The 24,743-nt window shown below is 73.3% G+C and carries 21 protein-coding genes, 1 pseudogene and 1 riboswitch; of the genes and pseudogenes, 15 read left to right on the top strand and 7 right to left on the bottom strand.

All coding sequences use genetic code 11. From position 1 onward, the window contains the following. Position 1: 1 nt before the first annotated feature. Positions 2 to 988, bottom strand: a complete 987-nt coding sequence (locus LG379_RS16810; RefSeq protein ID WP_225755736.1) for an aldo/keto reductase — start codon at positions 986 to 988, stop codon at positions 2 to 4. A gap of 145 nt (positions 989 to 1,133) precedes the next feature. Between LG379_RS16810 and LG379_RS16805 the strand changes: the two genes are divergently transcribed. The 3 genes from LG379_RS16805 to LG379_RS16795 all read left to right on the top strand — a co-directional run bounded on the left by LG379_RS16805 (position 1,134) and on the right by LG379_RS16795 (position 3,466). Then, on the top strand, positions 1,134 to 1,376 hold the full coding sequence (locus LG379_RS16805; protein WP_225755735.1) for a hypothetical protein: 243 nt from the start codon (positions 1,134 to 1,136) through the stop codon (positions 1,374 to 1,376). A gap of 73 nt (positions 1,377 to 1,449) precedes the next feature. After that, positions 1,450 to 1,803 (top strand): DUF3140 domain-containing protein, encoded by a 354-nt coding sequence (locus LG379_RS16800; RefSeq protein ID WP_225755734.1) that lies wholly within the window; start codon positions 1,450 to 1,452, stop codon positions 1,801 to 1,803. An 85-nt stretch (positions 1,804 to 1,888) separates the two neighbouring features. Next, complete coding sequence (locus LG379_RS16795; RefSeq protein ID WP_255632957.1) at positions 1,889 to 3,466, top strand: aspartate:alanine exchanger family transporter; 1,578 nt, start codon at positions 1,889 to 1,891, stop codon at positions 3,464 to 3,466. Between the two features lie 15 nt (positions 3,467 to 3,481). Here the strand turns inward: LG379_RS16795 and fbp are convergent, their stop codons facing one another. Beyond that, a complete protein-coding gene (gene fbp / locus LG379_RS16790) occupies positions 3,482 to 4,696 on the bottom strand; it encodes a fructose-1,6-bisphosphate aldolase/phosphatase (RefSeq protein WP_225755733.1) in 1,215 nt (404 codons plus the stop codon). Between the two features lie 150 nt (positions 4,697 to 4,846). Then, positions 4,847 to 5,866 (bottom strand): LacI family DNA-binding transcriptional regulator, encoded by a 1,020-nt coding sequence (locus LG379_RS16785; protein WP_225755732.1) that lies wholly within the window; start codon positions 5,864 to 5,866, stop codon positions 4,847 to 4,849. Between the two features lie 333 nt (positions 5,867 to 6,199). Here LG379_RS16785 and LG379_RS16780 point away from each other — a divergent pair, with 333 nt between their 5' ends. From LG379_RS16780 to LG379_RS16760, 5 genes are all read left to right on the top strand, one after another. Beyond that, the gene (locus tag LG379_RS16780) at positions 6,200 to 8,278 is read left to right on the top strand and encodes a beta-galactosidase (RefSeq protein ID WP_225755731.1); all 2,079 of its coding nucleotides are present in this window, start codon (positions 6,200 to 6,202) and stop codon (positions 8,276 to 8,278) included. Beyond that, entirely contained in the window at positions 8,275 to 9,198 is a 924-nt protein-coding gene (locus tag LG379_RS16775) for a carbohydrate ABC transporter permease (RefSeq protein ID WP_225755730.1), read from the top strand. The genes LG379_RS16780 and LG379_RS16775 overlap by 4 nt, the downstream gene beginning before the upstream one ends. 137 nt (positions 9,199 to 9,335) lie before the next feature. Next, positions 9,336 to 10,142: a carbohydrate ABC transporter permease gene (locus LG379_RS16770; RefSeq protein WP_370634554.1), complete on the top strand. Its 807-nt coding sequence runs from the start codon at positions 9,336 to 9,338 to the stop codon at positions 10,140 to 10,142. A gap of 205 nt (positions 10,143 to 10,347) precedes the next feature. Then, the gene (locus LG379_RS16765; protein ID WP_225755729.1) at positions 10,348 to 11,688 is read left to right on the top strand and encodes an extracellular solute-binding protein; all 1,341 of its coding nucleotides are present in this window, start codon (positions 10,348 to 10,350) and stop codon (positions 11,686 to 11,688) included. Between the two features lie 233 nt (positions 11,689 to 11,921). Continuing rightward, positions 11,922 to 14,111 carry an alpha-galactosidase gene (locus LG379_RS16760; RefSeq protein WP_225755728.1) on the top strand — a complete coding sequence of 730 codons (2,190 nt, stop codon included), beginning with the start codon at positions 11,922 to 11,924 and terminating at the stop codon, positions 14,109 to 14,111. Here LG379_RS16760 and LG379_RS16755 read toward each other — a convergent pair. After that, on the bottom strand, positions 14,023 to 15,903 hold the full coding sequence (locus tag LG379_RS16755) for a hypothetical protein (RefSeq protein WP_225755773.1): 1,881 nt from the start codon (positions 15,901 to 15,903) through the stop codon (positions 14,023 to 14,025). The two genes, LG379_RS16760 and LG379_RS16755, sit on opposite strands and share 89 nt — an antisense overlap. Positions 15,904 to 16,068: 165 nt before the next feature. Then, positions 16,069 to 17,184, bottom strand: a complete 1,116-nt coding sequence (locus LG379_RS16750; RefSeq protein ID WP_225755727.1) for a winged helix DNA-binding domain-containing protein — start codon at positions 17,182 to 17,184, stop codon at positions 16,069 to 16,071. 121 nt (positions 17,185 to 17,305) lie between these two features. Between LG379_RS16750 and LG379_RS16745 the strand changes: the two genes are divergently transcribed. The 3 genes and pseudogenes from LG379_RS16745 to LG379_RS16735 all read left to right on the top strand — a co-directional run bounded on the left by LG379_RS16745 (position 17,306) and on the right by LG379_RS16735 (position 19,307). Then, entirely contained in the window at positions 17,306 to 17,992 is a 687-nt protein-coding gene (locus LG379_RS16745; RefSeq protein WP_225755726.1) for a DsbA family protein, read from the top strand. Continuing rightward, positions 17,989 to 18,153 (top strand): hypothetical protein, encoded by a 165-nt coding sequence (locus LG379_RS16740; protein WP_225755725.1) that lies wholly within the window; start codon positions 17,989 to 17,991, stop codon positions 18,151 to 18,153. The genes LG379_RS16745 and LG379_RS16740 overlap by 4 nt, the downstream gene beginning before the upstream one ends. 138 nt (positions 18,154 to 18,291) lie before the next feature. Continuing rightward, positions 18,292 to 19,307, top strand: a pseudogene (locus tag LG379_RS16735) (aldo/keto reductase family protein). A gap of 79 nt (positions 19,308 to 19,386) precedes the next feature. Here the strand turns inward: LG379_RS16735 and LG379_RS16730 are convergent. Further along, positions 19,387 to 19,677, bottom strand: coding sequence for a hypothetical protein (locus LG379_RS16730; RefSeq protein ID WP_225755724.1), 291 nt, complete (start codon positions 19,675 to 19,677; stop codon positions 19,387 to 19,389). 7 nt (positions 19,678 to 19,684) lie between these two features. Further along, a complete protein-coding gene (gene flgN / locus LG379_RS16725) occupies positions 19,685 to 20,173 on the bottom strand; it encodes a flagellar export chaperone FlgN (protein WP_225755723.1) in 489 nt (162 codons plus the stop codon). Between the two features lie 337 nt (positions 20,174 to 20,510). Here flgN and LG379_RS16720 point away from each other — a divergent pair, with 337 nt between their 5' ends. The 4 genes from LG379_RS16720 to LG379_RS16705 all read left to right on the top strand — a co-directional run bounded on the left by LG379_RS16720 (position 20,511) and on the right by LG379_RS16705 (position 24,584). Beyond that, positions 20,511 to 21,401 carry a sigma-70 family RNA polymerase sigma factor gene (locus LG379_RS16720; RefSeq protein ID WP_225755722.1) on the top strand — a complete coding sequence of 297 codons (891 nt, stop codon included), beginning with the start codon at positions 20,511 to 20,513 and terminating at the stop codon, positions 21,399 to 21,401. 247 nt (positions 21,402 to 21,648) lie between these two features. Continuing rightward, positions 21,649 to 21,945 (top strand): hypothetical protein, encoded by a 297-nt coding sequence (locus LG379_RS16715; RefSeq protein WP_225755721.1) that lies wholly within the window; start codon positions 21,649 to 21,651, stop codon positions 21,943 to 21,945. A 142-nt stretch (positions 21,946 to 22,087) separates the two neighbouring features. Beyond that, the gene (locus tag LG379_RS16710) at positions 22,088 to 22,927 is read left to right on the top strand and encodes a PhzF family phenazine biosynthesis protein (protein WP_225755720.1); all 840 of its coding nucleotides are present in this window, start codon (positions 22,088 to 22,090) and stop codon (positions 22,925 to 22,927) included. Positions 22,928 to 23,051: 124 nt separating this feature from the next. After that, a complete protein-coding gene (locus tag LG379_RS16705) occupies positions 23,052 to 24,584 on the top strand; it encodes an FAD-dependent oxidoreductase (RefSeq protein WP_225755719.1) in 1,533 nt (510 codons plus the stop codon). 76 nt (positions 24,585 to 24,660) lie between these two features. Beyond that, positions 24,661 to 24,735, top strand: a riboswitch (cyclic di-GMP riboswitch). Positions 24,736 to 24,743 lie beyond the last annotated feature (8 nt).

Genomic DNA, 24,743 nt, shown 5'->3' with positions numbered 1-24,743 from the left:
CTCAGGTCCACGCACGCGCCGAGCGTGCAGCCCAGTACGCCGCGGGCACCTCAGTTGCGGCGAGCGCCTCGGCGACGACGTCCTGCCGCAAGTCCAGCCGGGCCCCCGCGACGTGCGACGCGAGGTGCTCGACCGTCGCCGCGCCGGACAGCACCCGCCACACCCAGGGCTGGGCGAGCGCGACGGCGACGCACAGCTGGTCGACCGGGACGCCCGCCTCCTGGGCGAGGCCGACGACGTGACGCACGCCCGGGGCGTCGTCGGCGGTGCCGGGAGCCAGGCGGCCGTTGGCGACGGCCTCCTTGACGACGACCTGGGCTCCGCGGTCGGCAGCCTCGGCGGCCAGGGGACCCACCGACGGCTCCAGCGGGTTCCACGTCACCTGGAAGGCGGTGAAGAGCGGCGCCCCGCCGACGACGACGTCCAGGGCCGCCCGTACCGCGTCCGCCTGCTGGGGTCCGGACGTGGAGATGCCGACGCGGATCCCGCGGTCGCGCACGCGCGCCAGCTCCCGGTGCAGCGCGGGGTCGGTGAGCGCGCCGGTGTCGAGCGTCGCGGAGTGGACGAGGTACCGGCCGAGGTGGGCGCCGAGCAGCCGGTCGGTCTGCGGCCACTGCTCGTGGAACGCCGCGACGGAGTGGTCCTTGACCTCGTGGACGTCGGCGTCCAGCCGCCACCCGCCCACGTACCGGTAGCCCCACTTGGACCCGACCTCGACGTCACAGAGGTCCCGAGCGGCGAGCCAGGTCGAGACGAACTCCTCCGCACGGCCGTAGGAGCGGGCGACGTCGACGTACCGGATCCCGGCGTGGACGGCGGCGTCGAGCAGACCGTGCGTGTGGCGCTCCAGGTCCTCGGGTGCGCGGCCGCGGCCGAGGTCCGCCGACCGGCCCGGTGTGATGTACGCGGGGCGACCGACGGCGGCGAGGCCGAGCCCGAGGCGCAGGACGTCCGGCTGAGCGGGGGCCGAGGAGGTGCTGTGCGGCATGCGTCGATCATCCACCGACGCGCGATCACGGCGACCCGGTCGTAGCGTCGCTGGAGGGCGCCGCACGACCGGGCGCCCCAGCGACCGAACGGCCGCGCCGACCGGGGACGACCCCGGTCGCGGACCCAGCGAGAGGACCGCAGACATGGGAGCCGACGGCGAGACCGGTGCCTTCACGGGCACCCCCGACGCGCACTACAACCTCATCTGGTTCACCGAGGCGTGCCTGAGCAACGCCCTGCGCCTCGAGACCTACATCGGCGACGCGGAGCGGGACGGCGACACGGAGCTCGTCGACCTCTTCCGCAAGGCGCAGGCGGACAGCCGCAAGGGCGCCGACCTCGGCAAGAGGCTGCTCGCCCAGCGTCTCTCGGGCTCGGGCGGGTGACGGGCGCCTCGACCGACCGCCGACCGCTGACCGCACGACCGCCGGGCGACGTCCGGCAGGAGAGGAGCAGCCGATGACCGCGGAGATCGACGACGGCCTGTGGGAGGACTTCCACCGGGTGGTCAACATGACCTCGCGCGAGCTGCGCGACTGGCTCGCGACCGACCAGGCGGGTGAGGGGACGGACGGCCTGCCCGACCAGGCCGGCTCGGAACGCTCGCGCGGCGTCCTGGAGGTGCTCGGCAAGCGCCGCACGGACCTCACCCACGACGACGTCGCGATCATGCGGTCCGTCGTGGAGGAGGTGTCGGCGGAGCGGGGGCCCGACTTCGAGCCCACGGCCGGCGAGACCGGCTGGCGGCACCGCCTCATGTCGCTCGGCCACGACCCGCTCAAGCCCGAGGCGTCGAACGCGCAGAGCCGCTGACGACGACGGCGCCCGGCGTGGGCCTGCGGGAGGGCCACGGCCACCTCTACGGTCGTGACGTGATCACCGCCCGCAGGCCCGCGCCGTGACCGGCGTCCTCGACGTCCTGGCGTCCTCGCCGCTGCTGGCGATCGTCCTCGTCATGGCGCTCGGGACGGCGCTCGGCGCGGTGCCCTTCGGGCCCGTGCGCTTCGGTCCGGCGGGCGCGCTGTTCGTGGGGCTGGCCGTCGGCGCGCTGGACCCGCGGCTGGGCGAAGGGCTCGCGCTCGTCCAGACGCTGGGGCTCGCGCTCTTCGTCTACACGGTGGGGCTCGCGGCCGGGAACACGTTCTTCCGCGACCTGCGGCGCCAGCTCCCGCTCATGGCCGTCGGCGTCGGCGCGATCCTCGTGGCCGGCGCCACGGCGTTCGGGCTCGGCAGCATGGCGGGCCTCGGCGGCCCCCTCACCGCGGGCACCTTCACCGGCGCCATGACGTCGACGCCGGCGCTCGCGGCCGCCGTGGCCGCGGCGGGGAGCCAGGAGCCCGCGGTCGGGTACTCGCTCGCCTACCCCGTCGGCGTGACCGTGGCGATCCTCGTCGTCGCGGCGACCGTGCAGCGGCAGTGGCCGGGGTCGCGGGACCCGCAGCCCGCGGCCGGCCTCGGTCTGGTCGCCCTCACCGCCGAGGTCCGGCGCACGACCACGCTCGACGACGTGCCGGGCGTTCGGGACCAGCGGGTCCGGATGTCCTACCTGGCGCGGGGCAGCCGGACGCGCGTCATCGCGCCGCACGAGGAGCTGCACGCGGGTGACCAGGTCGTCGTCGTCGGGCCGCAGACCGCTGTGGACGAGGCCGTCGCCCATCTCGGGGTCCGGGTCGACGAGCACCTCGCCGACGACCGCACCGCGGTCGAGAACCAGCGGTTCGTGGTCTCCGACCGGCGCATCGCGGGCCGCACCGTCGCCGACCTGGACATGCCGGGACGGTTCGACGGCGTCATCACCCGCGTCCGCCGGGGTGACCTCGACCTCCTCGCGCGGGACGACCTCACGCTCGAGGTCGGCGACCGGGTGCTCGCCGTCGTGCCGCGGGAGCGGCTGCCCGAGGTCCAGGACTTCTTCGGTGACTCGGAGCGCCGGGTCTCGGAGATCGACCCGGTGCCGGTGGGCGGCGGTCTCGCTCTGGGTCTGCTGCTGGGCCTCCTGACCCTGCCGTTGCCCGGCGGAGCGGGGTTCTCCCTCGGCTCCGCCGCCGGCCCCCTGCTCGTCGGCATGGTGCTGGGACGGGTCGAGCGGACCGGACCGTTCGTCTGGCGGATGTCCCTGGCGGCGAACCTCACGATCCGCCAGATCGGGCTGCTGCTCTTCCTCGCTGCCGTGGGCCTCGCGTCCGGCCAGGCCTTCGCCGAGCAGGCGCTGACGGCCGCCGGTCTGCGCGTGGTGCTCGTGGGCGTCGTCGTCGTCGGTCTGTCCTCGGTGCTGTTCGTGCTCGGGGCGCGGCTCGTCGGGGTGAGCGCGCCGCGGGCCGCTGGGGGGCTCGCCGGGTTCGTGGGGCAGCCCGCGGTCCTCGCCTATGCGGGGTCGCGCGTGGTCGACGAGCGCGTCGAGGCGGGCTACGCGGCCCTGTTCGCGCTCGGGATCATCGTGAAGATCCTGCTCGTGCAGGTGCTCGTCGCCGTGTGACCTGCGGAGGGGCGTCTACTGCCCCGTCGCCTCGTGCTCCGCCGGCGGGCGCGGCTGCGAGGGTGCCTGCGCCGACTGCCCGCGGGCCCGCGCCTTGGCCGCGCGGACGCCCTCGGGGGTGTGCACGTCGGCCGCCGTCAGCGGCACCCACCGGGACGCGAGCCGCCCCTCGATGGCCGGCATCGTCGTGTACTCGAGGTCGTCCAGCGGCAGTCGGTGCGGCTCGAAGGGCCCGTGCCGGCGGTAGTAGTCCATGACCTCGTTGGCCTGCGCGCGGGCGCGGTCGAACGACGTGTCCGCGAACATGTCGCGCGGTCCGACGAGCTCCCCCTTCGTCATCTGGAAGCCCAGGCACACCACGCGCGGCGGTCCGTCGAAGCGGGTCGGGTGTGCGTCGTCGAGGCTCACCGGCATGAGCGGGGCGTGGTGGGACCCGCGCATGCACCCGGCCACGGTGTAGGGGAACGCGAAGGGCTCGAGGACCTCGCCGACCGCCGGCAGCCCGGACTGGGCGCGCACGATCATGACCGGGTCGTCCTTGCCGACGTACTTCCCGGCGATGAGCGAGAGCCGCTGGGTGCTCGTCGCCGCGGCGACGATGCCCTGGGCCACCGACCGGACCGAGTGCACGACGTACCGGGACGGTGCGCCGATGTACATGAGCAGGTCGTACATCTCCGCGGGGCACGTGAGCTCGATGCACGTGTTCTCGTAGAGGTCGTAGACCTCGAAGACGAAGCCCTGGTGCATGGCCGCGTCGATGACGAGGCCCGCCGACGTGAAGGGGTCGGCGAACATCTTGAACAGCGGGTAGTTCCAGGCGCCCGGCTCGGTCTTGTCCGCGAGGAAGCACAGGATCGGCTCGCTGCGTCGCTCGTGGCCGAGCTCCAGCTCCGCGTACCCGGGCCCCATGCCGCGGAGGTTGCCCGAGAAGGCGTCGGAGAGCAGGTCCTGCCCGCCGCCGTAGAGGCCGAGCTCCTCGGCGACCTGGGTCGTCTTGAGGAAGACGTCCCACGCGAAGCTGTGGATCCGCTGCGCGTCGGCGCCCTGCCGGTGGCTCATGATCAGGGCGAGGTCGTCACCGCACGCGGCGACGTGGCCGTCGTCGAGCAGCCCCGTCTCGATGGCGTGCCGCAGCTCGCGGGCGGCCACCGCCTCCTGATCGGGGTGGACGGACGAGTGACCCACCCAGCCACCGGTGTCGGCCTTGATGATGGAGAGCGTCCGCATCGTGCCCACCTCCGCGCGTCGTCGGGCGGCCCTCTCCACCGTCCGCCGGGGCCGTGGGGAGGTCGAGGGACGAAGGTCCCTTGCCCCGAGGATCCGAGCACGCCCGGGCGGACCGCAGGGGTCGTTGCGGCGGCTCGGCCCCTGCGCCGATCAGGCCGAGCCGCGCAGGACCACGTGCGTCTCGAGGAGCGTCCCGCCCGGCTCGGGGGCCTCGCCGCGGAGCTGGGCCAGGACGGACTCCGCCGCGCGCTCGCCGAGGAGCCGGGCCGGCTGGTGGACCGTCGTCAGCTGGGGGTGGGTGCGGCGGGCCCACGAGGAGTCGTCGAAGCCCACGACGCCGACGTCCTCCGGCACCCGCCGACCCCGTGCCCGCAGGGCGTCGAGCGCGCCGGCGGCGACGGCGTCCGAGGCCGCGAAGACGCCGTCGACGTCCGGGTCGCGGTCGAGGAGCTCCTCCATCGCCGTGCGTCCGGCGGTGTACTCGTACAGCGGTCGGTCGACGACGAGCCGCTCGTCGAACCGGTCCCCGAGGGCGTCGCGGAACCCGGCGAGGCGGTCGGCGCCGGAGTCGCGGTCCAGCGCCACCGCGATCATGCCGATCCGCCGGCGCCCGGTCCCGACGAGGTGCTCCGTGATCGCCGCCGCGGCGCCCCGGTTGTCGATGCCCACCCACGGCACCTGGACGTCGGCCGGCGGCCGGCCGACCAGCGTCGCCGGGATGCTCAGGCGCCCGATCGCCCCGAGGAGGGAGTCGTTCTGGCGGGCGGAGACGACGACGGCGCCGTCGACGAAGCCGCCGCTGAGGTAGCGGGCGACCCGGCTGCTGTCCCGCTCGGAGTCGATGACGAGGCTGACCATCTGGTGGTCGGCGCCTGAGAGCACCCGGTTGGCACCGAGCAGGATCGCGCCGATGTTCGGGTCCTCGAGGAAGAGCTCGTGCGGCTCGTGGACGATGAAGCCGACCGCCTGGGCGCGCTGGAGCGCCAGGTTGCGAGCAGCGGTGTTCGGCACGTACCCGACCTTCGCCACCGCGGCCTCGATGGCCTCTCTGGCCTGCGCCGACACGTAGGGCTCACCGTTGAGGACCCGGGAGACCGTGCCGCGCGAGACGCCGGCCTCGAGCGCGACGTCACGGATCGTCGCGCGCCGGGGGCGTCCCGTGGTGGACATGCCCGGATGCTAGCCGGACGCACGACGGCGCCCGGGGACCTCCGTCGCACACGGCCGTCTCGGCGACCTCTCCTCTCGTGACGCGACGGCTGCGGGCGCCAGTCCCACGCGCCGTGATCTCCCCGCGACCTCGCCGTGACCCTTCTGTGATCGGTTTTGGGCGGCATTGGTCGGATGTGTTGACACGTCGCAATCGCCGCCCTACGTTCTGTGCACGGTCACAGAACATCATCCGCCTCCGTTCGGCGTGCTGTCTGTGAACGGTCACAGAAACGTCAGAGCCGACGTCCCGGTAGTGCAGCAGCGCCGGCGGCTCTCGAGCGAAGGAGCGCGATGAGCACCCCCGGACGCGACGCCGCACGCGAGGCCGCCACAGGCGCGGTCCCGCCCGGCAGCCGCGCGGGAGCACGTCCGCGCTGGGCGCCGGAGCGCTTCGCGTTCGGGTGCGACTACAACCCCGAGCAGTGGGACCCGTCGGTGTGGCAGGAGGACGTCGTCCTCATGTGCGAGGCCGGGGTCGACCTCGTCGCGGTCAACGTCTTCGGCTGGTCGGACGTCGAGCCCGAGCCCGGCCGCTTCGACTTCAGCCGCCTGGACGCCGTCGTCGACCTGCTGCACACGCACGGCATCGGCGTGAACCTGGGCACCGGCACGTCCTCACCACCGCCGTGGCTGTCGACCCTGCACCCGGAGATCCTGCCCGTCATGGCGGACGGCACCACGCGCTGGCCGGGCGGCCGCCAGGCGTACTGCCCGAGCTCGCCGGTGTTCCGGGAGCGGTCGCGGGCGCTCGTCGAGCAGGTGGCGCAGCGCTACGGCGCGCACCCCGGCGTCCGCCTGTGGCACGTGTCCAACGAGCTGGGCTGCCACAACTCGCTCTGCTACTGCGACGTGACGGCGGAGGCCTTCCGGGCCTGGCTAAGTGCCCGCTACGGCACGGTGGACGCGCTCAACGCGGCCTGGGGCACGTCGTTCTGGAGCCAGCGCTACGGCGCGTTCGAGCAGGTCCTGCCCCCGCGGGCCACGGTCTCGAGCCGCAACCCGTCGCAGGTGCTCGACTTCCACCGCTTCAGCTCCGACGAGCTGCTGGACCTCTACCGCGGCGAGGCGGAGATCATCCGCAGCCACAGCGACATCCCGGTGACCACGAACTTCATGGTCACGGCGCACCAGCGGGACATGGACTACTTCGCGTGGGCGCCGGACATGGACGTCGTCGCGAACGACCACTACCTCGACCACCGCCTGCCTGACCCGCTCGCCGAGCTCGCGTTCGCGGCGGACACGACGCGGGGCATCGCAGGCGGCCGGCCGTGGCTGCTCATGGAGCACTCCACGAGCGCCGTGAACTGGCAGCCGGTCAACGTCGCCAAGTCGCCCGGCGAGATGCTCCGCGTCTCCCTCGCGCACGTCGCGCGCGGCGCCGACGCCCTCTGCTTCTTCCAGTGGCGCGCCTCGGCCCAGGGCGCGGAGAAGTTCCACTCGGCCCTGCTGCCGCACGCCGGGACGTCGTCGCGCACGTGGCAGGAGGTGCTCGAGCTGAGCCGGACGCTCGACGCGCTCCAGGAGGTCGTCGGGAGCACCGTGCGCAGCGACGTCGCCCTCGTCTTCTCCTACGAGTCGTGGTGGGCGGCCGACGGCGAGAACCGCCCGTCCGCCGACGTCCGGTACCTCGAGCAGGTCCACGCCATGTACGGGGCGCTGCGGGCCGCCGGGCTCGCCGTCGACGTCGTCCCGCCGGGCGCGGCGCCGGAGGTCCTGGCGCGGTACCGGATGCTCGTGGTGCCCGAGCTGTACCTCGTGCGCGACACCGAGGCGGCCGCGATCGAGCAGTACGTGGCCGACGGCGGGCACGCGCTCGTCACCTTCTTCAGCGGCATCGTCGACGAGGACGACCGGGTGCGCCTCGGGGGCTACCCCGGCGCGTTCCGCGACATGCTCGGCGTGGTCAGCGACGAGTTCCACCCGCTGCTCCCCGGCCGGACGGTCACCCTCGACACGGGCGCCACCGCGTCCCTGTGGACCGAGCAGCTGCGCGTGGTGACGGCGAAGGCCGTCGCCCACCACGTCGACGGGCCGCTGCCCGGGGTCCCCGCCATCACCCGCAACGAGCACGGTCACGGCACCGGTTGGTACGTCGCGACCGCGCTCGACCTCGACCACGCGACCGAGCTGGTGCGCGAGGTCGCGGCCCACGCCGGCATCCAGCCGATGCCGGGCGCGGGTCCTCAGGTCGAGGTGGTCCGCCGCGCGCACGACGGCGGCGCGTCCTACCTCTTCGTCATCAACCACAGCGACGACGTCGTCGAGGTGCCGGTGCCCGGTCACGAGCTGACCCGGGGCGAGCGCGCCGAGACGGTGCGGGTGCCCGCGGGCGCCGTGCGCGTCGTCAGGGAGGACGAGACGCGATGACCACCACCGCGTTGGACGCGCCGTCGACGACGGCGCCCCGCCGGACGAACCGCACGAAGGTCGGCCACAAGTCCGCGATCGCGGTCTTCGTCGCACCGTTCGGCCTGCTCTTCGCGCTCTTCTACCTGCTGCCCATCGGGTACGCGGTGTGGCAGTCGACGCGCGTGGTGGAGCGCGACGGCACCTTCGGCCCGCCGACGGAGGTGTTCGGCGGGCTCGCCCAGTACCAGAACGTCATCGCCGACGAGGCGTTCTGGGAGTCCGTCGGACGGGTGCTGCTCTTCGGCGTCGTGCAGGTGCCGATCATGCTCGGGCTCGCGCTCGTCTTCGCGCTCCTGCTCGACTCGCCGCTCGTGCGCGGGCGGCGCTTCTTCCGCCTGGCGTTCTTCGCTCCCTACGCGGTGCCGGGCGTCATCGCGGCGATCATGTGGGGCTTCCTGTACTCGCCGAACCTCTCCCCGTTCCGGCCGCTGACGGCGGAGATCAACTTCCTGTCGGCCGACCTCGTGCTCTGGGCCATCGCCAACGTCGTGACCTGGGTCTACGTCGGCTACAACATGCTGATCATCTACTCGTCGCTCCTGGCGATCCCGACGGAGGTGTACGAGGCGGCCCGGCTCGACGGGGCGTCGCAGTTCCGGATCGCCTGGTCGATCAAGATCCCGCTGGTCATGCCGGCGATCATCCTCACCGCGATCTTCTCGATCATCGGCACGCTGCAGCTGCTGGCGGAGCCCCAGGTCTTCCGGACCTTCACGTCTTCGGTGACCAGCGACTACACGCCGAACCTCCTCGTCTACACGACGGCCTCGGTGCCCAACCCCAGCCTCGCGGCCGCCTTCTCGGTGGTCCTCGCGCTCGCCACGTTCATCCTGTCCTTCACCTTCCTCAAGGTGACCCAGCGGAAGGCGTTCCAGTGAGCACCCCTGTCGTCACGCCGACCACCGACGGCGACCGGACGCCGCCGTCGGCCCGTGCCGCGGTCCGGACGCGGGACGGCCGCCCGGGGCCACCGTCGACCGGCCCGCGCGAGAGCATCCTGTCCCGCACGGGCGCGATGCTCGTCATGGGCGTCTTCACGCTCTACTTCCTCACCCCGATCTGGTGGCTGCTGGTCGCGTCGACCAAGAGCCGCGGGGACCTCACCAGCACGAACGCCCTGTGGTTCTCGGACGTCCAGCTCGGGCAGAACCTCGCCGCCGTCTTCGACTACCAGGGCGGCATCCTCCTGAAGTGGCTCGGCAACAGCGTGGTCTACGCCGGTGGGGGCGCGCTCGTGGCGACGCTGCTGGCGGGCATGTGCGGCTACGCGATCGCCAAGTACCGGTTCCCCGGGCGCGAGCTCCTGTTCAACGTCGTCCTCGGTGGTGTGCTGGTGCCGGCGACCGCGCTGGCGCTGCCGCTGTTCCTCATCTTCAGCGAGGCGAACGCCACCAACACGTTCTGGTCGGTGTTCCTGCCGAGCATCGTCAGCCCGTTCGGCGTCTACCTCACGCGGATCTTCGCCGCGGCCTCCGTGCCGGACGAGCTGCTCGAGGCCGCGCGGCTGGACGGCTCGGGTGAGGTGCGGACGTTCTTCACCGTCTCGGTGCGGCTCATGTTCCCCGCGCTCGTCACCGTCTTCCTCTTCCAGTTCGTCGCGATCTGGAACAACTTCTTCCTGCCGCTGATCATGCTGCGGGACTCCGAGCTCTTCCCCGTGACGCTCGGTCTGTACAACTGGAACTCCGTCGTCAACCAGGTGCCGGAGCTGCGGCTCTACGTGCTCGTCGGGGCGCTCGTCTCGATTGTGCCGCTGATCGGGCTCTTCCTGCTCCTGCAGCGCTTCTGGCGCACCGGCCTCGGCACGGGGGCAATCAAGTGACGGCCCGCGCACGACCTGCGCCCCGGGCGCCCGTCTCGAACCGCTGAGCGCACACCGGCGACGCGTCCCTCGCCCGCCCGCATCGGGCGACATCTGGCAGCACCACCTCAGCACCACCGCAGCACCATCCCGTGACACCCCGTCACCACCCAGCACGACCCTGCACCACCTCTGGACCGATCACCCCGACCGGAAGAAGGAATCGATGCGCACCACCACACGAGCGGTCAGCGTGGCCCTGCTCGCACCCCTGCTGCTCGCCGCCTGCTCCGACGCAGGCAGCGACGACGGCGCGGCGGCCGGGGGCGGCGGCGGCGACGCCGGCGCCTGCGAGCCGGCCGGCGAGCCGGTCACCCTCACCTACACCTCCTGGATCCCCGGGATCGAGGACGTCGTCGCCATCTGGAACGAGGCGAACCCCGACATCCAGGTCGAGGTGCAGACCGGTCCGAACGGCAACGGCGGCACCTACGCGAACTTCTTCAACCAGCTCGAGGCCGGCAACCCGCCCGACCTGGGTCAGATCGAGTTCGACGCCCTGCCGAACTTCCGCGTGCAGGACGGCCTGGAGAACCTCGCCGTCTGCGAGGACGTCGCCGCCGCCGGCGACCAGTTCATCGACTGGACGTGGAGCCAGGTCGGTCTCGGCGAGGAGGACGCGGCCTACGCGATCCCGCAGGACACGGGCCCCATGGCCATGTTCTACCGCGCCGACCTCTTCGAGCAGGCCGGCATCGAGATCCCCACGACGTGGGAGGAGTACGCGGCGGCCGCCGAGAAGGTGCGCGAGGCCGGCGGCTACATCACCAACTTCTCGACCGGTGACATCAACCAGTTCGCCGGCTTCGTGTGGCAGGCGGACGGCTCGTGGTTCAACAACACCGGTGAGGAGTGGGAGGTCTCGCTGACCTCCGACGAGTCCGTGCAGGTGGCCGACTACTGGCAGGACCTCATCGACCGCGACCTCGTCTCGTCGCTGCCGGGCTGGACCACCGAGTGGGACAACGCCTACAACACGGGCCAGGCGTGGACGTGGATCTCCGCCGTGTGGGGCGCCAACTCGATCATGAGCGGTGCGCCGGAGACGGCCGGTCAGTGGCGCGTCGCGCCGGCCCCGCAGTGGGACGGCGTCGACGGCGGCGGCAACTGGGGCGGTTCGACCACGGCCGTCTTCAAGGGCACGGAGAACCTGTACGAGGCCTCGCAGTTCGCGCTGTGGCTGAACACGTCCGAGGAGGCGCTCAACGCGCTCATCGAGGCGGCGAACCTGTACCCGGCCACGAAGGCGGGCATCGAGCTGCCGGCGCTGTCCGAGGGCGTCGAGTTCTACGGCGGCCAGGAGATCTACGAGGTGTTCCGCGAGGCGGGCGCCAAGGTCTCGCCGGACTTCGTCTGGGGCCCGACGATGACGCAGGTCTACAACGACGTGTCCGACGGCTTCTCGGCCGCCGTGTCCGGCCAGGGCACGCTGGGCGAGGCGCTCGAGTCGGGCCAGGAGTCGACGATCGCCGCCCTCCAGGCGCAGTCGATCCCGGTCGCGGAGTGATCTGACGGTCCCGTCTGCTGCTGACGCGGCAGGCGGGGCCGGCAGCGGCCCGGCGCGAGTCCCCCTCGTGCCGGGCCGCTGCTGCATGCTCCTCCAGACGCGGAGTGGCGGTCCGCCACCCGCAGCGCGCCCGGGAGATGCTCGGACCGGTCCGAGCGACACCGGCCGCAGCGCCCCATGGCCAGCGTCCTCACCCAGCCGTCCCCGCCCTCCCGCCGTCGAGGAGCCGACCCGTGATCTTCCATCTCCGTGCCGCGGGCACCAGCGTCCTGCTCGACGCGCGCGGGACGGCCGTGCCCGCCGTCGTCCACTGGGGCGCGGACCTGGGTGATCTCGACGACGCGACGGTCGAGCGGCTCGTCGACGCCCAGGTGCCCGCCGTCCCGCCGAGCGCGATCGACGTCCCCTTCCGGCTCAGCCTGATACCGACCCTGCACGAGGGGTGGACCGGCCGGCCCGGCATCAGCGGGTACGTGGTGGAACCTGCCGCACCGGCGTCGTCGGGCGCGGCCTCACCGACCGCCCGCCACCCTCTGCCGCCCCTGCGCCTGGGCGCGGCGCAGGTGGTCGAGCCCGCCTCGGGCTCGGGAGTCCCAGCAGGGTCCGCCGTCCGCCTGGAGCTGGCGGCCGACGGCGACCTCCGGGTCGTCACCGACGTCGAGCTCACGGGGGAGGGCGTGCTCCGCCTCCGGCACACCTGGACGAACGCGGGCGACGCCGTCGTCGAGGTCGGGTCCCTGGACGCCGTGCTGCCGGTGCCCGACCGCGCAGCGGAGGTGCTGGACCTGTCGGGGACCTGGGCGCACGAGCGCCGGCCCCAACGGCGCGCCGTCGGCGACGGGGTGTGGAGCAGGGAGGGCCGGCACGGGCGGCCGGGGCACGACCACGCCTACCTCGTCGTCGCGGGGACGCCCGGCTTCGGGTTCCGGTCCGGCGAGGTGTGGGCGATGCACGTGGCGTGGAGCGGGGACACCCGCCACGGGGTCGAGCGCTCGACGCTCGGCCGTACGGTGCTGGCCGGCGGTGAGCTGCTGGCGCCGGGCGAGCTGGCACTGGGGCCGGGGGAGTCGTGGACGACGCCGTGGGTCGTGGCCGTGTGGTCACCCGAGGGGCTCGACGGGTTGTCGGCGCGCCTGCACGCGTGGGTGCGGTCGACGTCCCCGGTGCCGTCGGAGCGGCCGGTCACGCTCAACACGTGGGAGGCGGTGTACTTCGACCACGACCTGGAGCGGCTCGGGGCGCTCGCCGACGTCGCCGCGCGGGTCGGGGTCGAGCGGTTCGTCCTGGACGACGGCTGGTTCCGGGGGCGGGTCGACGACCGGCGGGCGCTGGGGGACTGGTTCGTCGACGAGCAGCGGTGGCCGGACGGTCTCCACCCCCTCGCCGAGCGCGTGACGGGGCTGGGGATGCAGCTCGGGCTGTGGGTGGAGCCGGAGATGGTGAGCCCGGACTCCGACGTCGCGCGGGCGCACCCGGAGTGGCTGCTGTCGGGCGGGGTGACCTGGCGCCACCAGCACGTGCTGGACCTGCGCCAGGACGACGCCCGGGACTTCGTGCTCGAGCGGCTCGACGCGCTGCTGACCGAGTACCCCGTCGCGTACGTGAAGTGGGACCATAACCGGGACCTGCTGACGGAGGGTGCCCACGGTCAGACCGTGGCGCTGTACGGCGTGCTGGACGAGCTGCGCCGACGGCACCCCGGGGTGGAGATCGAGTCCTGCGCGTCGGGCGGGGCACGGGTCGACCTGGGGATCCTGGAGCGGGTCGACCGGTTCTGGACGTCGGACGTCAACGACCCCCTGGAGCGCCAGGCCGTGCAGCGGTGGAGCACCCTCCTGCTGCCCCCGGAGTACCTGGGGAGCCACGTCGGTCCGTCGCCGGCGCACACGACCGGCCGGCAGAGCGACCTCGGCTTCCGGCTCGTCACCGCACTGTTCCTCAGCGCAGGGCTGGAGTGGGACCTCACCCGCGCGTCCACGGCGGAGCTGGAGCACGTGCGCCGCTGGATCGGCGAGTACCGGGAGCTGCGAGGGCTGCTGCACGGCGGCACGGTCGTCCGTGTGGACGCGACCGACCCGGCGACCGAGGTCCACGGCGTCGTCGCGGAGGACCGGACGGAGGCGGTGTTCGCGCACGTCGCGCTGACGGCGCCCCGTTCGGCGCTCCCCGCGCCGGTGCGGTTCCCGGGTCTCGACCCGGAGCTGCGGTACGTCGTCCGGGTGCTCCCGATCGGTGACCCACCGCGGACGCTCGAACCCCGACCGCCGGCCTGGTTGCAGGGCGACGGCTGGCTCGGTGGCGAGGGCACGCTGCTCGACGACGAGGACCTGGTGCTCACCGGGCGCGTGCTCGGGGAGGTCGGCCTTCCGGGCGCGCTGCTGCTGCCCGGGCAGGCGATGGTGTTCCACCTCGGGGCGTGCTGAGGCGCGGTCGTTCGTGCTGCGCGCGCCATCGTTGGGCGCCCTCAGAACGGCGGTTCGCCGTTGCGGGCGGTGCCGGGGGGCTCCGCCGTGTCGCCGGGGCGCAGTGGGTTGCCTGTGTTGCGGCCGGCTGGGTCGTCATCGACCGTCGCCGTTTCGTCGCTGGGTGTGCCCGTCCCGAGTCTGTGTCTCGGTCTGCCCGTGCGGGGTGGTTCCGGTGCGGTCGATCCGGTGTCGCTGGGTCGGGTATCGCTCCGTGCGGTGTGGGTCGGTCTCGTCTCGCTGGGTGGGCTCTGGCTCGGTCGGTTCTGGTCGGGTCGGACCTCGCTCGGCGCAGCGACGGGGTTGCGGGTGTACGGCTTACCGGTCGGTGAGGTCCACGTCGTGACTCCGGTCGCGGGGTCGCGGTGGGGTGTCCATCCGGCGTGGGTCTTGAGCTGGTGGTGGTGGCGGCACAGGGCGGCGAGGTTGGACCGTCGGGTCTGCCCGGCCGCGTCGCGGGTGTCGTCGAAGGCGATGGTGTGGTCCAGGTCGCAGGTGTGGGCGGGGGTGCGGCAGCCGGGGAAGGTGCAGGTGACGTCGCGGCGATGATCGCCTCACGCAGGGCGTCCGGGGGGCGGTAGCGGCTGCCGGGTTGTTCCAGGGCCTCCCCGGTGGCGGGGTCGGTGCGTTGGAAGTGCCAGGTCGCCTCCGCGGCCAGGTGGCGGGCCAGGGAGGGCAGGACCGGCCCGTACCGGTCCAGCCATGCCGGGGTCCAGGTCGCCCCGGCCAGCGCGTCCGCGGTGACGGTGATCGCGAGCTTGACCGGGCGGCGCCGGCGCCGCCGTGAGGACCGCACACCGGCACCGGTACCGGCACCCCCGCCCGCGCCCGCGCCCGCGCTGTCGCGTGCGTCGGCGCCCGGGCCGCCGCGGCCGGTGAGCAGCGCGCCCAGGTCGTCGGTCGTACCGTCCAGGACCGAACCCAGGACGTCGACGAGGGCGTCCGCGCGGCGCGCGTCCACACCGCGGGGGTCCTCCGGGGCGGCGGTGGTGGCGACGGTGTCCAGGGCGTGCATGACCCGCACCGCGTCCCCCGCCGGCAGGTACGCCCGCAGCGTGGCCATGCAGTCCGGCGCGGGTTCGAGCACCACGCACCGGTCCCGCACCGCTTGGTGGTGGCGGTGCTCGGCGGCGTCGGGGTCCACCTGCAGCACCGCCCGTCGGGCGGCGGCACCGACCTGGGGTGCGGTCAGCTCGTGCGCCCGGTCCAGCACCTCGGTGTGCACCGCCCGGGCCTCCTGGCCGGTCAGGGACCCGGTCTCGCGCAGCAGCACGTCCGCCTTGCGCACCGACACCACCCCGAGCGCCAACGCGTCGTGGACCTCCGGGGCGTGACCGAGCTCCACGGCCCGGTCCAGCAGGACCTGCGCGGCCCGCCCCGACGCGGCCAGGGTCCCGGCGACCTCGTCCCGCAGGCCCTTGACCGCCCACGTGGACCCCACCGCCCGGCGGTGCAGCTCCTGCAGCACCCTGGCCTGACCGGCCACCACCCACCCGGCCAGCCGGTCCCACGCCGCGACCACCTCCAGCAGGTCCTCGCTGGGGGCGTCGGCGACCGCGACCTCCTGCACCATCCCGGCCAGCCCCGGACCGGGGACCGCAGCCGCGAACCGGGCCGCGTGGGGGTGGTTCAACGCCCACCGCACCGCCACGTCCTGCGCCGGGATCGACCGGCCCGCCCGCGACCGCGCGATCGCCAGCGCCGCGGCGACGTCGTCCTGCGCCGTCCGCTCCACCACCACGCCATCGAACATGTGTACGACACTAGAACGAGGCACCGACACGGACGGGACCAAGGACCGCGATGCTGTGGAGGAAGCCCCGCAACCCATGGCCCTTCATCGTTCGAAGCCCATGGCGCCAGGCGAGGTCGCGGACTCGGGTGATTCGAGAGGCGCATCACGTCGCCTCGTTCCTCGTCACCCTCCGCCTGTCGCTGCCCCCTCGTCGACGACCGACGCCCCGAGCCGCTCGACCTCCGCCGCCACCCCACGCGGCCACCGGCCGAACGGCTCCGCCTCCACGCGCCGCCGCTTCCCCGACCCCACGACCCGCCACACGCCGACGGCACGGCCGTCGTGGAGGACGGTGGGCCGGAACACGCCGTTCCCCCCGGGGACGATCCGGTCCGCGTGCTCGGGCGCCACGGTCACGGACCGGTCGGCATAGCCGAGCACGATCTCGTCGAAGCCCGGCAGAAGCATGGTCCGACGCGCGTCCTCACGGTGCGCCGGGAAGGCGTCGAGCAGCTCCGGCGCGACGTGCAGCACTCGACCGTCCAGCTCGAGCGTCGACAGCTGCTCCGCCACGGACGCCAGCCCACGTCGCACGTGGCCGAGCGGCAGGCCGGTCCAGCGCGCCAGGTCCTGGACGCTCGACGGACCGTGGCCCTGCGCGTAGCGGAGCGCGATCTCCGCGAGCGCCTCCTCCTCGTCCAAGTCCCGCCCGAGGACACGCGGGTCCCGGACCCACTCCGCCGTGAGGACGAACACCTGCTCACCGGCGCGGAACGGCCCGAGGCACACGACGCCGGTCTGGGCGAGGAAGGCGAGCAGGTGGTAGCCGGCGCCCTGCGCCGTCGGCAGACCGGCGTCCGTCCACAGCGCCAGCACCTCCTGGCGGCTCAGGCCTGCACCACCGGTGAGCGCCGCCGTGAGCACGACCCCGGCCTTCTCGACGTGCTCGTCCGTGAGTCCCAGCTGACCCCGTCGCTGCGCCGCAGCGGCACGGGGCCGTCCGGCCATGAGCGGCACCATCCAGAGCGCGTCCCGCGAGTCGACGAGATGGAGCGTCCCGCGCATCGGCCACGTGCGCACGACCTCGCCGCCGTCCACAGCCCGGACGACGTCCGCGACGGTGCTGCCCGTCCGCAGGGCCACCGACCGCAGTGCTCCGGGCAGGTCCTGGCTCTGCACGGCGGTGAGGTGGGCCACCGCCTCGCGCGGCGTGCCGGCGCGCGGTCCGGCCAGGCGCTGGGCGACCAGCCTCAGGAGGGCGACGTCGTGCGCCGTCGTCGGCGGTGGGCGGTCGGGCATCTCCCCAGTGAAGCAGCGCGGTCCGACACGGTCCGCGACGACATCCGGGCGGCGACCGGAGGAGAGCCGCCTCACCACGCACGACGGAATGCCGGGCGCGCCGCCGCGGTTCGACCGTGACATGAGCGCTGTGATCTCCGTGGACGTCTGGTCCGACGTCGTGTGCCCCTGGTGCTACATCGGCAAGCGTCGCTTCGAGCGGGGCGTCGAGCGCTACCGCGAGCAGGGCGGCGACCTCGAGGTCGAGGTCACGTACCACTCGTTCCTGCTCTCGCCGGACACGCCCGAGGACTTCGGCGGCACCGTCGCGGACTTCCTCGCCCGCCACAAGGGCATGCCGGCCGACCAGGTGGAGCGCATGCTCGTCCAGGTCACCGACATCGCCGCCGCCGAGGGGCTGAGCTACGACTTCGACGCTGCCCAGCACACGACGACGCTCCGGGCGCACGAGCTGCTGCACCTCGCTGCCGCGCACGGCCTGCAGGGCGCGATGGTCGAGCGGCTGTTCCGCGCGTACTTCGTGGAGGGTCGCCACGTCGGTCGCGCCGAGGAGCTGACGGAGCTCGCCGCCGAGGTCGGCCTCGACCCGGACGAGGTCCGTGCCGCCCTGGCGGACCGCCGCTACGCGGACGCGGTCGAGCAGGACTTCGCCCAGGCGCGCGCCTACGGCATCTCCGGCGTGCCGTTCTACGTCCTCGACGGGCGCTACGGCGTGTCCGGTGCGCAGGACGCGGAGGTCTTCGCCCAGGCCCTCGCCCAGGTCACGGCGGACCGGCAGGGTGCGGGCACGGGTGGAGCGCGGGCATGAGCGAGGGAGCGGACGCCGTGATCGACGTCGACGCCTGGCCGACGACGCCTCCGGACGAGGCCGAGTCACCGGCGCCGCGCTTCCAGCTGCTCGGCGGCGACGGGCCGGGGTGCGTGGGCGACGTCTGCGCCGTCCCGGGCACCGTCACTCCGCAGCGCTGACCGACCGCGACGCCGGCCGGCAGCCGCTCCGTCTCTCGATCGACGGCGCGTGTCGGCGCCGTGTGGTCGAATCGGCCTGAACGGCAGCCCGCGGCCACCCCGCACCGCCACCCGAACGACGACGCGCAGGAGCGAACCATGCAGCACCGGTACCTCGGCAACAGCGGCCTGAAGATCTCCGAGATCACCTACGGGAACTGGCTCACGCACGGCTCCCAGGTGGAGAACGAGACGGCCGTCGAGTGCGTCCGCGCGGCGCTCGAGGCCGGGATCAGCACGTTCGACACCGCGGACGTCTACGCGAACACGGTCGCGGAGGAGGTGCTCGGCGACGCCCTCCGGGGGGAGCGTCGGGAGTCGCTCGAGATCTTCACCAAGGTCTACTGGCCGACGGGCCCGAAGGGCCCCAACGACACCGGGCTGTCCCGCAAGCACATCATGGAGTCGGTCCACGGCTCCCTGCGCCGACTGGGCACCGACTGGGCACCGACTACGTCGACCTGTACCAGGCCCACCGGTACGACGTCGAGACGCCGCTCGAGGAGACGATGCAGGCGTTCGCCGACGTCGTCCGGCAGGGCAAGGCCTTGTACATCGGCGTGAGCGAGTGGACGGCGGACCAGATCCGGGCCGGGCACGCGCTGGCGCAGGAGCTGGGCATCCAGCTCATCTCGAACCAGCCGCAGTACTCGATGCTGTGGCGCGTCATCGAGGCAGAGGTGGTGCCGGCGTCCGAGGAGGTCGGCGTGTCGCAGATCGTGTGGTCGCCCGTGGCCCAGGGCGTGCTGACCGGCAAGTACCAGCCCGGGCAGTCGGTGCCCGAGGGGAGCCGCGCCGCCGACGAGAAGGGCGGCGCGGACATGATCAAGCGGTTCATGAACGACGAGGTGCTGACAGGGGTCCAGGCCCTCAAGCCGATCGCCGACGACCTGGGCATCACGATGGCGCAGCTGGCGATCGCCTGGGTGCTCCAGAACCCGAACGTCGCGTCGGCGATCATCGGCGCGTCCCGGCCCGAGCAGGTGCGCGACAACGTGCGCGCGTCGGGCATCGAGCTCGACGAGTACGTCATGGCGGCGATCGACGACGCGGTCGGGCACCTCGCCGAGCGCGACCCGGGAAAGACGCAGGTGCCGCCGACCCGCGTCGCCTGAGGCCACGGCGGAGCCGACGGGCACGCCCCGACTGCGCCGTCGTCGCGGGGCGGTTTCGGTCGGGGCCGCGCGCGCAGTCCTACCGGATCAGCGCGAGCAGGCTCGACGGCAGCAACCGGTCCGTCACCTCGAGGGCGGCGCGGTGGAGCGCCTCCTGATGGCGTAGCTCGAGGACGACGGACGCAAGCTCGGCGTCCTCCTCGGTCGGCCCTGCGGTCGCGCTGGAACCCGAGGCGCGACCGAGGTCCTCGACGAGCTCGTCCACCGCCGCGAGGACCGCGGACGCCCTGCGGTGCCCACGATCGAGCGTGCCGGAGCGGGGCGAGGTGCCCACGGCCGCCTCAGGGCCGGAGCGACGCGGGGTGCTCACCGCCGCCTCACCGGGTCCGGTCGAGCACGTGAGCGCTGCCGTCGGCGGGGCCGTCCGTCGCGTCGTCGGTCGCGTCGTCCGTGCCCACCGCGTCCTCCAGGGCCGTGAGCGCCTCCTGGACGGAGCGGTGCGACGTCGTGAGCAGCCCACTGTTGGTCTCGCGCAGGGCTCGGATCTCCTCGACCAGCCCGACGACGGCGCGCCGGTGGTCGTGGAGGAGGTCGTCCCACGGTGCGGGTGCCGCCTCCGCGAGGTCGGCCAGGCTGCAGTCCGGATCCAGGTCGAGCGCCAGAGCAGCGTCCTGCACCTCGACGGCTACGCCGAGCTCCGCGCCCCGCACCTTCTCGAGGACGCTCTCGATCTCGTCGGTCGTGTACTCGAGCCACTGCGTGCGCCCGTCGACGAGGACGAGGCGTTGCTCGTCGAGCTTGAACAGCAGCAGCTCGAGGAGCCGGCGCTCGCGCCACAGCGCGGCGGACAGCTCGTTCAACGCCATCGACGATCCCCCTCGTCCTGGACCGGGCCCTCGACCTTCCCGGTCACGAGGACTCATCGGACGCGCGCAGCGGCATGTGATGGGTTCGCAGCTGTGCCTGGGGCGTCGTGCCTGTCCACCACGTGGTCCGAACGGGGTACAGCGGCGATTGTGATAAAGATCACGTCAAGTTCCCGACCCATCCGTTGTGTCCGTATTCAAAATCGGACGGTTCCAGACAACCGCGGACAAGGTCGCTGAACTGCACCGATGTCATTCGATCGGGTGAGCGCCGCTAGGCAGCATTCACCCTCTGCTGCGCCTCAAGCGGGGGCTCATCCACCCCGAAAACCGGTCCATGGCTCCCACGGCAGCGACCCAGCACCCGACGAACGTTCTCGTGACCGAGAACCTCGCGCTCGTCGGCTACCACGTGAACGCGATGCTCGCCCGCGTGCCGAGCTACGTCTCGCGGAGCGACCTCGTCTCGGCCGGCCACCTCGCTCTCGTCCGCGCCGCCCGCTCCTTCGACGAGTCGACCGGGGTCCCCTTCGCCCGGTACGCGGCGCTGCGCATCCGGGGCGCGCTGGTGGACGAGCTGCGCTCGATGGACTGGGTCTCCCGCGGCGCTCGGCAGCGGGCGCGGCGTATCACCACCCTCACGGACGAGCTCACCGGCACCCTGGGGCGGACGCCGTCGCGGAACGAGCTCGCCGAGGCCATGGGAGTCGCCGTCGAGGAGGTCGACGTGGCGCGCGGTGCCGCGGAGACGCGGGTCCTCTCGATCGAGGGGTTCGACGGCTCCATCGCCGACACCGTCGCGACGACGACCATGGGTCCGGAGGAGAGCCTCCTCGTGAACGAGCGCCTGCAGTTCCTCGGTGCCGGTGTGGCCGCCCTGCCCGAGCGGCTCCGTTACGTCGTCGAGCAGCTCTTCTTCCACGACCGGCCCGTCTCGGACCTGGCGGACGAGCTGGGCGTGACGCAGTCGCGCATCAGCCAGCTCCGCACCGAGGCGCTCGGACTCCTCAAGGACGGCATCAACGCCAGCCTCGACCCTGAGCTCGTGCCCGTCGCGGACCGTCCCGCCGGCGTCGCGGAGCGTCGTCGTCGGGCGTACTTCGCGCAGGTGGCCGCGCGCGCGGTGTCGTCGACCACGGTCACGACGGTCGCGCACGTGCCGACGCAGCGCTCGCCGCAGCACGACGCGCTCGTCGCGCCCGCGGCGCGGCAGCACGTCGCGGTCTGAACGCCGCTCGACGTCGAGCCCGCCCTCGTCCCCTCCGGGCGACCGCCCTCACGCTCAGAGCGAGCTCCTCCGAGGCGCACGCACCGCCGCCACCGGGCCGCCCGAGCGGGTGAACTCGCTCCACCGGGGCGGGCACGGGCGCAGAACCTCTTCACACCCCGACCCGGGCACCCGATCAGGAGGGTGCCTGCGCGTACCGCGCGGCATCGGTCGGTGAGGAGCAGCTCATGCGTCTCGGGGTGTCCCCATGAGCACGGTCGTCATGCTGCCGACCGTCCCGCGGTCGGCGTCGCGTCCCGCCGCCGGGAGCCACGCAGCCGCGGCGAGGGTCATGACCGTCGCCGAGGTCGTCCGACGCGCCATCACGTCCCTGGAGGCCGCGGCCGTGCCGGAGCGCGTCCCGCCGACCCCGCTGACCCCACTGACGGGGTCCCCCGCACGCACCGCACCGTCCGACGCGGACGGCGGCCCCGCCGGCCTCGCGGACGTCCTGGACCTCACCCCGCTCCTGGCCGCCAGGAGACGCATGACCTTCGAGCGCTGACGAGGCGCGAGCAGGGGTCGTCCGTCCCCTCGGAGGGGGTGGGACGGGCGACCACGACGGCGGTGCACCGGGCCGGGTGCACCGCCGTCGTCATGCGGGCATCGCCGCCTCGACGGGGGCCGGCGGCGCTAGCGTCCCCGTCATGACCGCACGCCGCTTCGCCCAGGTCGACGTCTTCACGGCCGCACCGCTGCTGGGCAACCCCGTCGCCGTCGTCCTCGACGCGCAGGGCCTGACGACCGAGCAGATGCAGCGCTTCACCGACTGGACCAACCTCTCCGAGGCCACGTTCCTCGTGCCCCCGACGCATCCCGACGCCGACTACGCCGTCCGCATCTTCACCGCGGGCCGCGAGCTCCCGTTCGCCGGACACCCGACGCTCGGCACGTGCCACGCGTGGCTCGCGGCGGGCGGGACGCCCCGCGGCGACGTCGTCGTCCAGGAGTGCGGCGCCGGGCTGGTGCCCGTGCGTCGCGGCGACGACGGCGTCCTGGCGTTCGCGGCGCCCGGTCGGCGGCGCACCGGTCCGCTCGACGAGGACGACGTCCGGGCGATCGCCGAGGGTCTCGGACTCGCGCGCGGCGACGTCGTCGACCACGCCTGGTGCGACAACGGCCCGCCCTGGCAGACCGTCCTCCTGCGCTCCGCCGACGACGTCCTGGCCGTGCGACCCCGGGCGGACGTGCTGGGGGAGCGGTTCGTGGGCGTCGTCGGGCCCCACGCAGGCGGCGACGTCGCGCTCGAGGTGCGCGGGTTCTTCCCCAGGCCCGGCGGGTTCGCCGAGGACCCGGTGACCGGCTCGCTCAACGCCGCCGTCGGGCAGTGGCTCATCGAGGCGGGGCGTGTGCCGGAGCGGTACGTCGCCGCGCAGGGCACCGCACTGGGACGCGCCGGCAGGGTCGCGGTGGAGCGCGTCGGCGGCCAGGTGTGGGTGGGCGGCGGCACCGTGACGGTGCTGGAGGGAACCGCGGCCATCGGCTGAGCATCCGGCTCGGGGCCGCTGAGGGAGTCCCCCGACAGGGCCACCGTCGCACGGCCCGGGTGAGCGGTTGCCGTGGTGATCTTCCCGGCGCAGCATGGCAGCACCCGACACCAGGAGGCCCCAGATGCTGCCAGGACGTGCTCAGTCGTACTGGATCCGCTCGGCGCCGGGGACGCCGTACCCGTCCCTGCCCGGGGACCTCACGGTGGACGTCGTCGTCGTGGGGGGTGGCATCGCCGGCATCTGCACCGCGTGGGAGCTGACGCGGGCCGGCCGGAGCGTCGCCGTCCCCGAGGCGGACCGGATCGTCGAGAGCGTCACCGGCCACACGACGGCGAAGCTGTCCGCGCAGCACACGCTCATCTACGACCACATCCGCCGCTCGGCCGGCGAGCAGGCGGCGCGCGACTACGGACGCTCCCAGCTCGACGCCGTGCAGCACGTGTGGGACGTTGCCGCGGAGCTCGGCATCGACTGCGAGCTGGAGCGTGTGCCCGCATACACGTACCTGGAGTCCGCGGACGAGCTCGAGCAGCTCGCCGACGAGGTCGAGGCGGCCCGCTACGCCGGTCTCCCGGCCTCGTACGTCACGACGACCGACCTGCCCTACGACGTCGCCGGTGCCGTCCGCGTCGAGGACCAGGCGCAGTTCCACCCGCGCAAGTACCTCCTGGGGCTCGCGGAGGACGTCGTCCGGCGGGGCGGGCGCATCTTCGAGCGCACGCGCGCCGTCGGGCTCGACGAGGGTGAGCCCTGCCGCGTCACCACCGAGGACGGCGCGACGGTCACCGCCGAGCACGTCGTCGTCGCGACGCACTACCCGGTGTACGACCGCGCGATGCTCTTCGCCCGGCTCACGCCCCGCCGCGAGCTCGTCGTCGCCGCGACGATCCCGGAGGCGGACGACCCGCGCGGCATCTACATCACCGAGGAGCAGAACACCCGCTCCGTGCGCACCGCCCCGTACGACGACGGACGACGCCTCCTCATCGTCACCGGCGAGCACTTCAACCCCAGCGAGTCCGGCGTCGAGGACCGGTGGGAACGGCTCGCCGCGTGGACGACCGAGCGCTTCCCCCGCGCCGAGATCGTGCACCGCTGGGCGACGCAGGACATCACGTCGACGGACAAGGTGCCGTTCGTCGGGCCCTTCCACCCGGGGTCCGACCACGTCCACGTGGCGACCGGGTTCGGCGGCTGGGGGATGAGCACCGGGGTCATGAGCGGGCGCCTGCTGGCGTCCCAGATCGGCGGCGACCCGCTGCTCTGGGCCGACCTGTACGACCCGCGACGCCTGCACCCGCGGGACGCTCCGGCGATGGCGAAGCTGCAGGTGAACGTCGCCAAGCACTTCATCGGGGACCGGCTCAAGCGGTCCGACGTCGCCTCGCCGGAGGAGCTGCAGCCGGGGTCGGGTGCGGTCCTCCGCGTCGAGGGTGAGCGCTGCGCCGTCTACCGCGACGACGCCGGCGACCTGCACGCCGTGTCCGCCCGATGCACCCACCTGGGCTGCCTCGTCGGGTTCAACGACGCCGAGCGGGCGTGGGAGTGCCCCTGCCACGGCTCGCGGTTCGGCATCGACGGCGAGGTGCTCCAGGGCCCGGCGAACCGTCCGCTGGAGCGCAAGGTGCTCGGCGACGCGCCGACCAGCGGGTGAAAACCATGGTCCGAAAGGGTGATGTCGATCTTTGACCTGCTGACAACACTCAAGTCACGGGTGGAGAGTTCCGTTGTCAGCGACAAGGCAAACCCGTCGAAAGGCGGGGACGCAAAGCCACGGGACCACCAGGGTCAGCCGGGCTGCCGAACGGAAGCA

The organism is Actinotalea sp. Marseille-Q4924 (assembly GCF_916618755.1).
In the GTDB taxonomy this organism is placed as follows: domain Bacteria; phylum Actinomycetota; class Actinomycetes; order Actinomycetales; family Cellulomonadaceae; genus Actinotalea.
This window is presented reverse-complemented; position numbering and strand designations above follow the sequence as displayed.

What these genes read in the sequence shown, in the direction of transcription:
- LG379_RS16810 (WP_225755736.1), bottom strand. Translation starts at nt 988, where the DNA reads ATGCCGCACAGCACCTCCTCGGCCCCCGCTCAGCCGGACGTCCTGCGC.
- LG379_RS16805 (WP_225755735.1), top strand. Translation starts at nt 1,134, where the DNA reads ATGGGAGCCGACGGCGAGACCGGTGCCTTCACGGGCACCCCCGACGCG.
- LG379_RS16800 (WP_225755734.1), top strand. Translation starts at nt 1,450, where the DNA reads ATGACCGCGGAGATCGACGACGGCCTGTGGGAGGACTTCCACCGGGTG.
- fbp (WP_225755733.1), bottom strand. Translation starts at nt 4,696, where the DNA reads ATGCGGACGCTCTCCATCATCAAGGCCGACACCGGTGGCTGGGTGGGT.
- LG379_RS16785 (WP_225755732.1), bottom strand. Translation starts at nt 5,866, where the DNA reads ATGTCCACCACGGGACGCCCCCGGCGCGCGACGATCCGTGACGTCGCG.
- LG379_RS16780 (WP_225755731.1), top strand. Translation starts at nt 6,200, where the DNA reads ATGAGCACCCCCGGACGCGACGCCGCACGCGAGGCCGCCACAGGCGCG.
- LG379_RS16775 (WP_225755730.1), top strand. Translation starts at nt 8,275, where the DNA reads ATGACCACCACCGCGTTGGACGCGCCGTCGACGACGGCGCCCCGCCGG.
- LG379_RS16770 (WP_370634554.1), top strand. Translation starts at nt 9,336, where the DNA reads ATGCTCGTCATGGGCGTCTTCACGCTCTACTTCCTCACCCCGATCTGG.
- LG379_RS16765 (WP_225755729.1), top strand. Translation starts at nt 10,348, where the DNA reads ATGCGCACCACCACACGAGCGGTCAGCGTGGCCCTGCTCGCACCCCTG.
- LG379_RS16755 (WP_225755773.1), bottom strand. Translation starts at nt 15,903, where the DNA reads ATGTTCGATGGCGTGGTGGTGGAGCGGACGGCGCAGGACGACGTCGCC.
- LG379_RS16750 (WP_225755727.1), bottom strand. Translation starts at nt 17,184, where the DNA reads ATGCCCGACCGCCCACCGCCGACGACGGCGCACGACGTCGCCCTCCTG.
- LG379_RS16745 (WP_225755726.1), top strand. Translation starts at nt 17,306, where the DNA reads ATGAGCGCTGTGATCTCCGTGGACGTCTGGTCCGACGTCGTGTGCCCC.
- LG379_RS16740 (WP_225755725.1), top strand. Translation starts at nt 17,989, where the DNA reads ATGAGCGAGGGAGCGGACGCCGTGATCGACGTCGACGCCTGGCCGACG.
- flgN (WP_225755723.1), bottom strand. Translation starts at nt 20,173, where the DNA reads ATGGCGTTGAACGAGCTGTCCGCCGCGCTGTGGCGCGAGCGCCGGCTC.
- LG379_RS16720 (WP_225755722.1), top strand. Translation starts at nt 20,511, where the DNA reads ATGGCTCCCACGGCAGCGACCCAGCACCCGACGAACGTTCTCGTGACC.
- LG379_RS16715 (WP_225755721.1), top strand. Translation starts at nt 21,649, where the DNA reads ATGAGCACGGTCGTCATGCTGCCGACCGTCCCGCGGTCGGCGTCGCGT.
- LG379_RS16710 (WP_225755720.1), top strand. Translation starts at nt 22,088, where the DNA reads ATGACCGCACGCCGCTTCGCCCAGGTCGACGTCTTCACGGCCGCACCG.
- LG379_RS16705 (WP_225755719.1), top strand. Translation starts at nt 23,052, where the DNA reads ATGCTGCCAGGACGTGCTCAGTCGTACTGGATCCGCTCGGCGCCGGGG.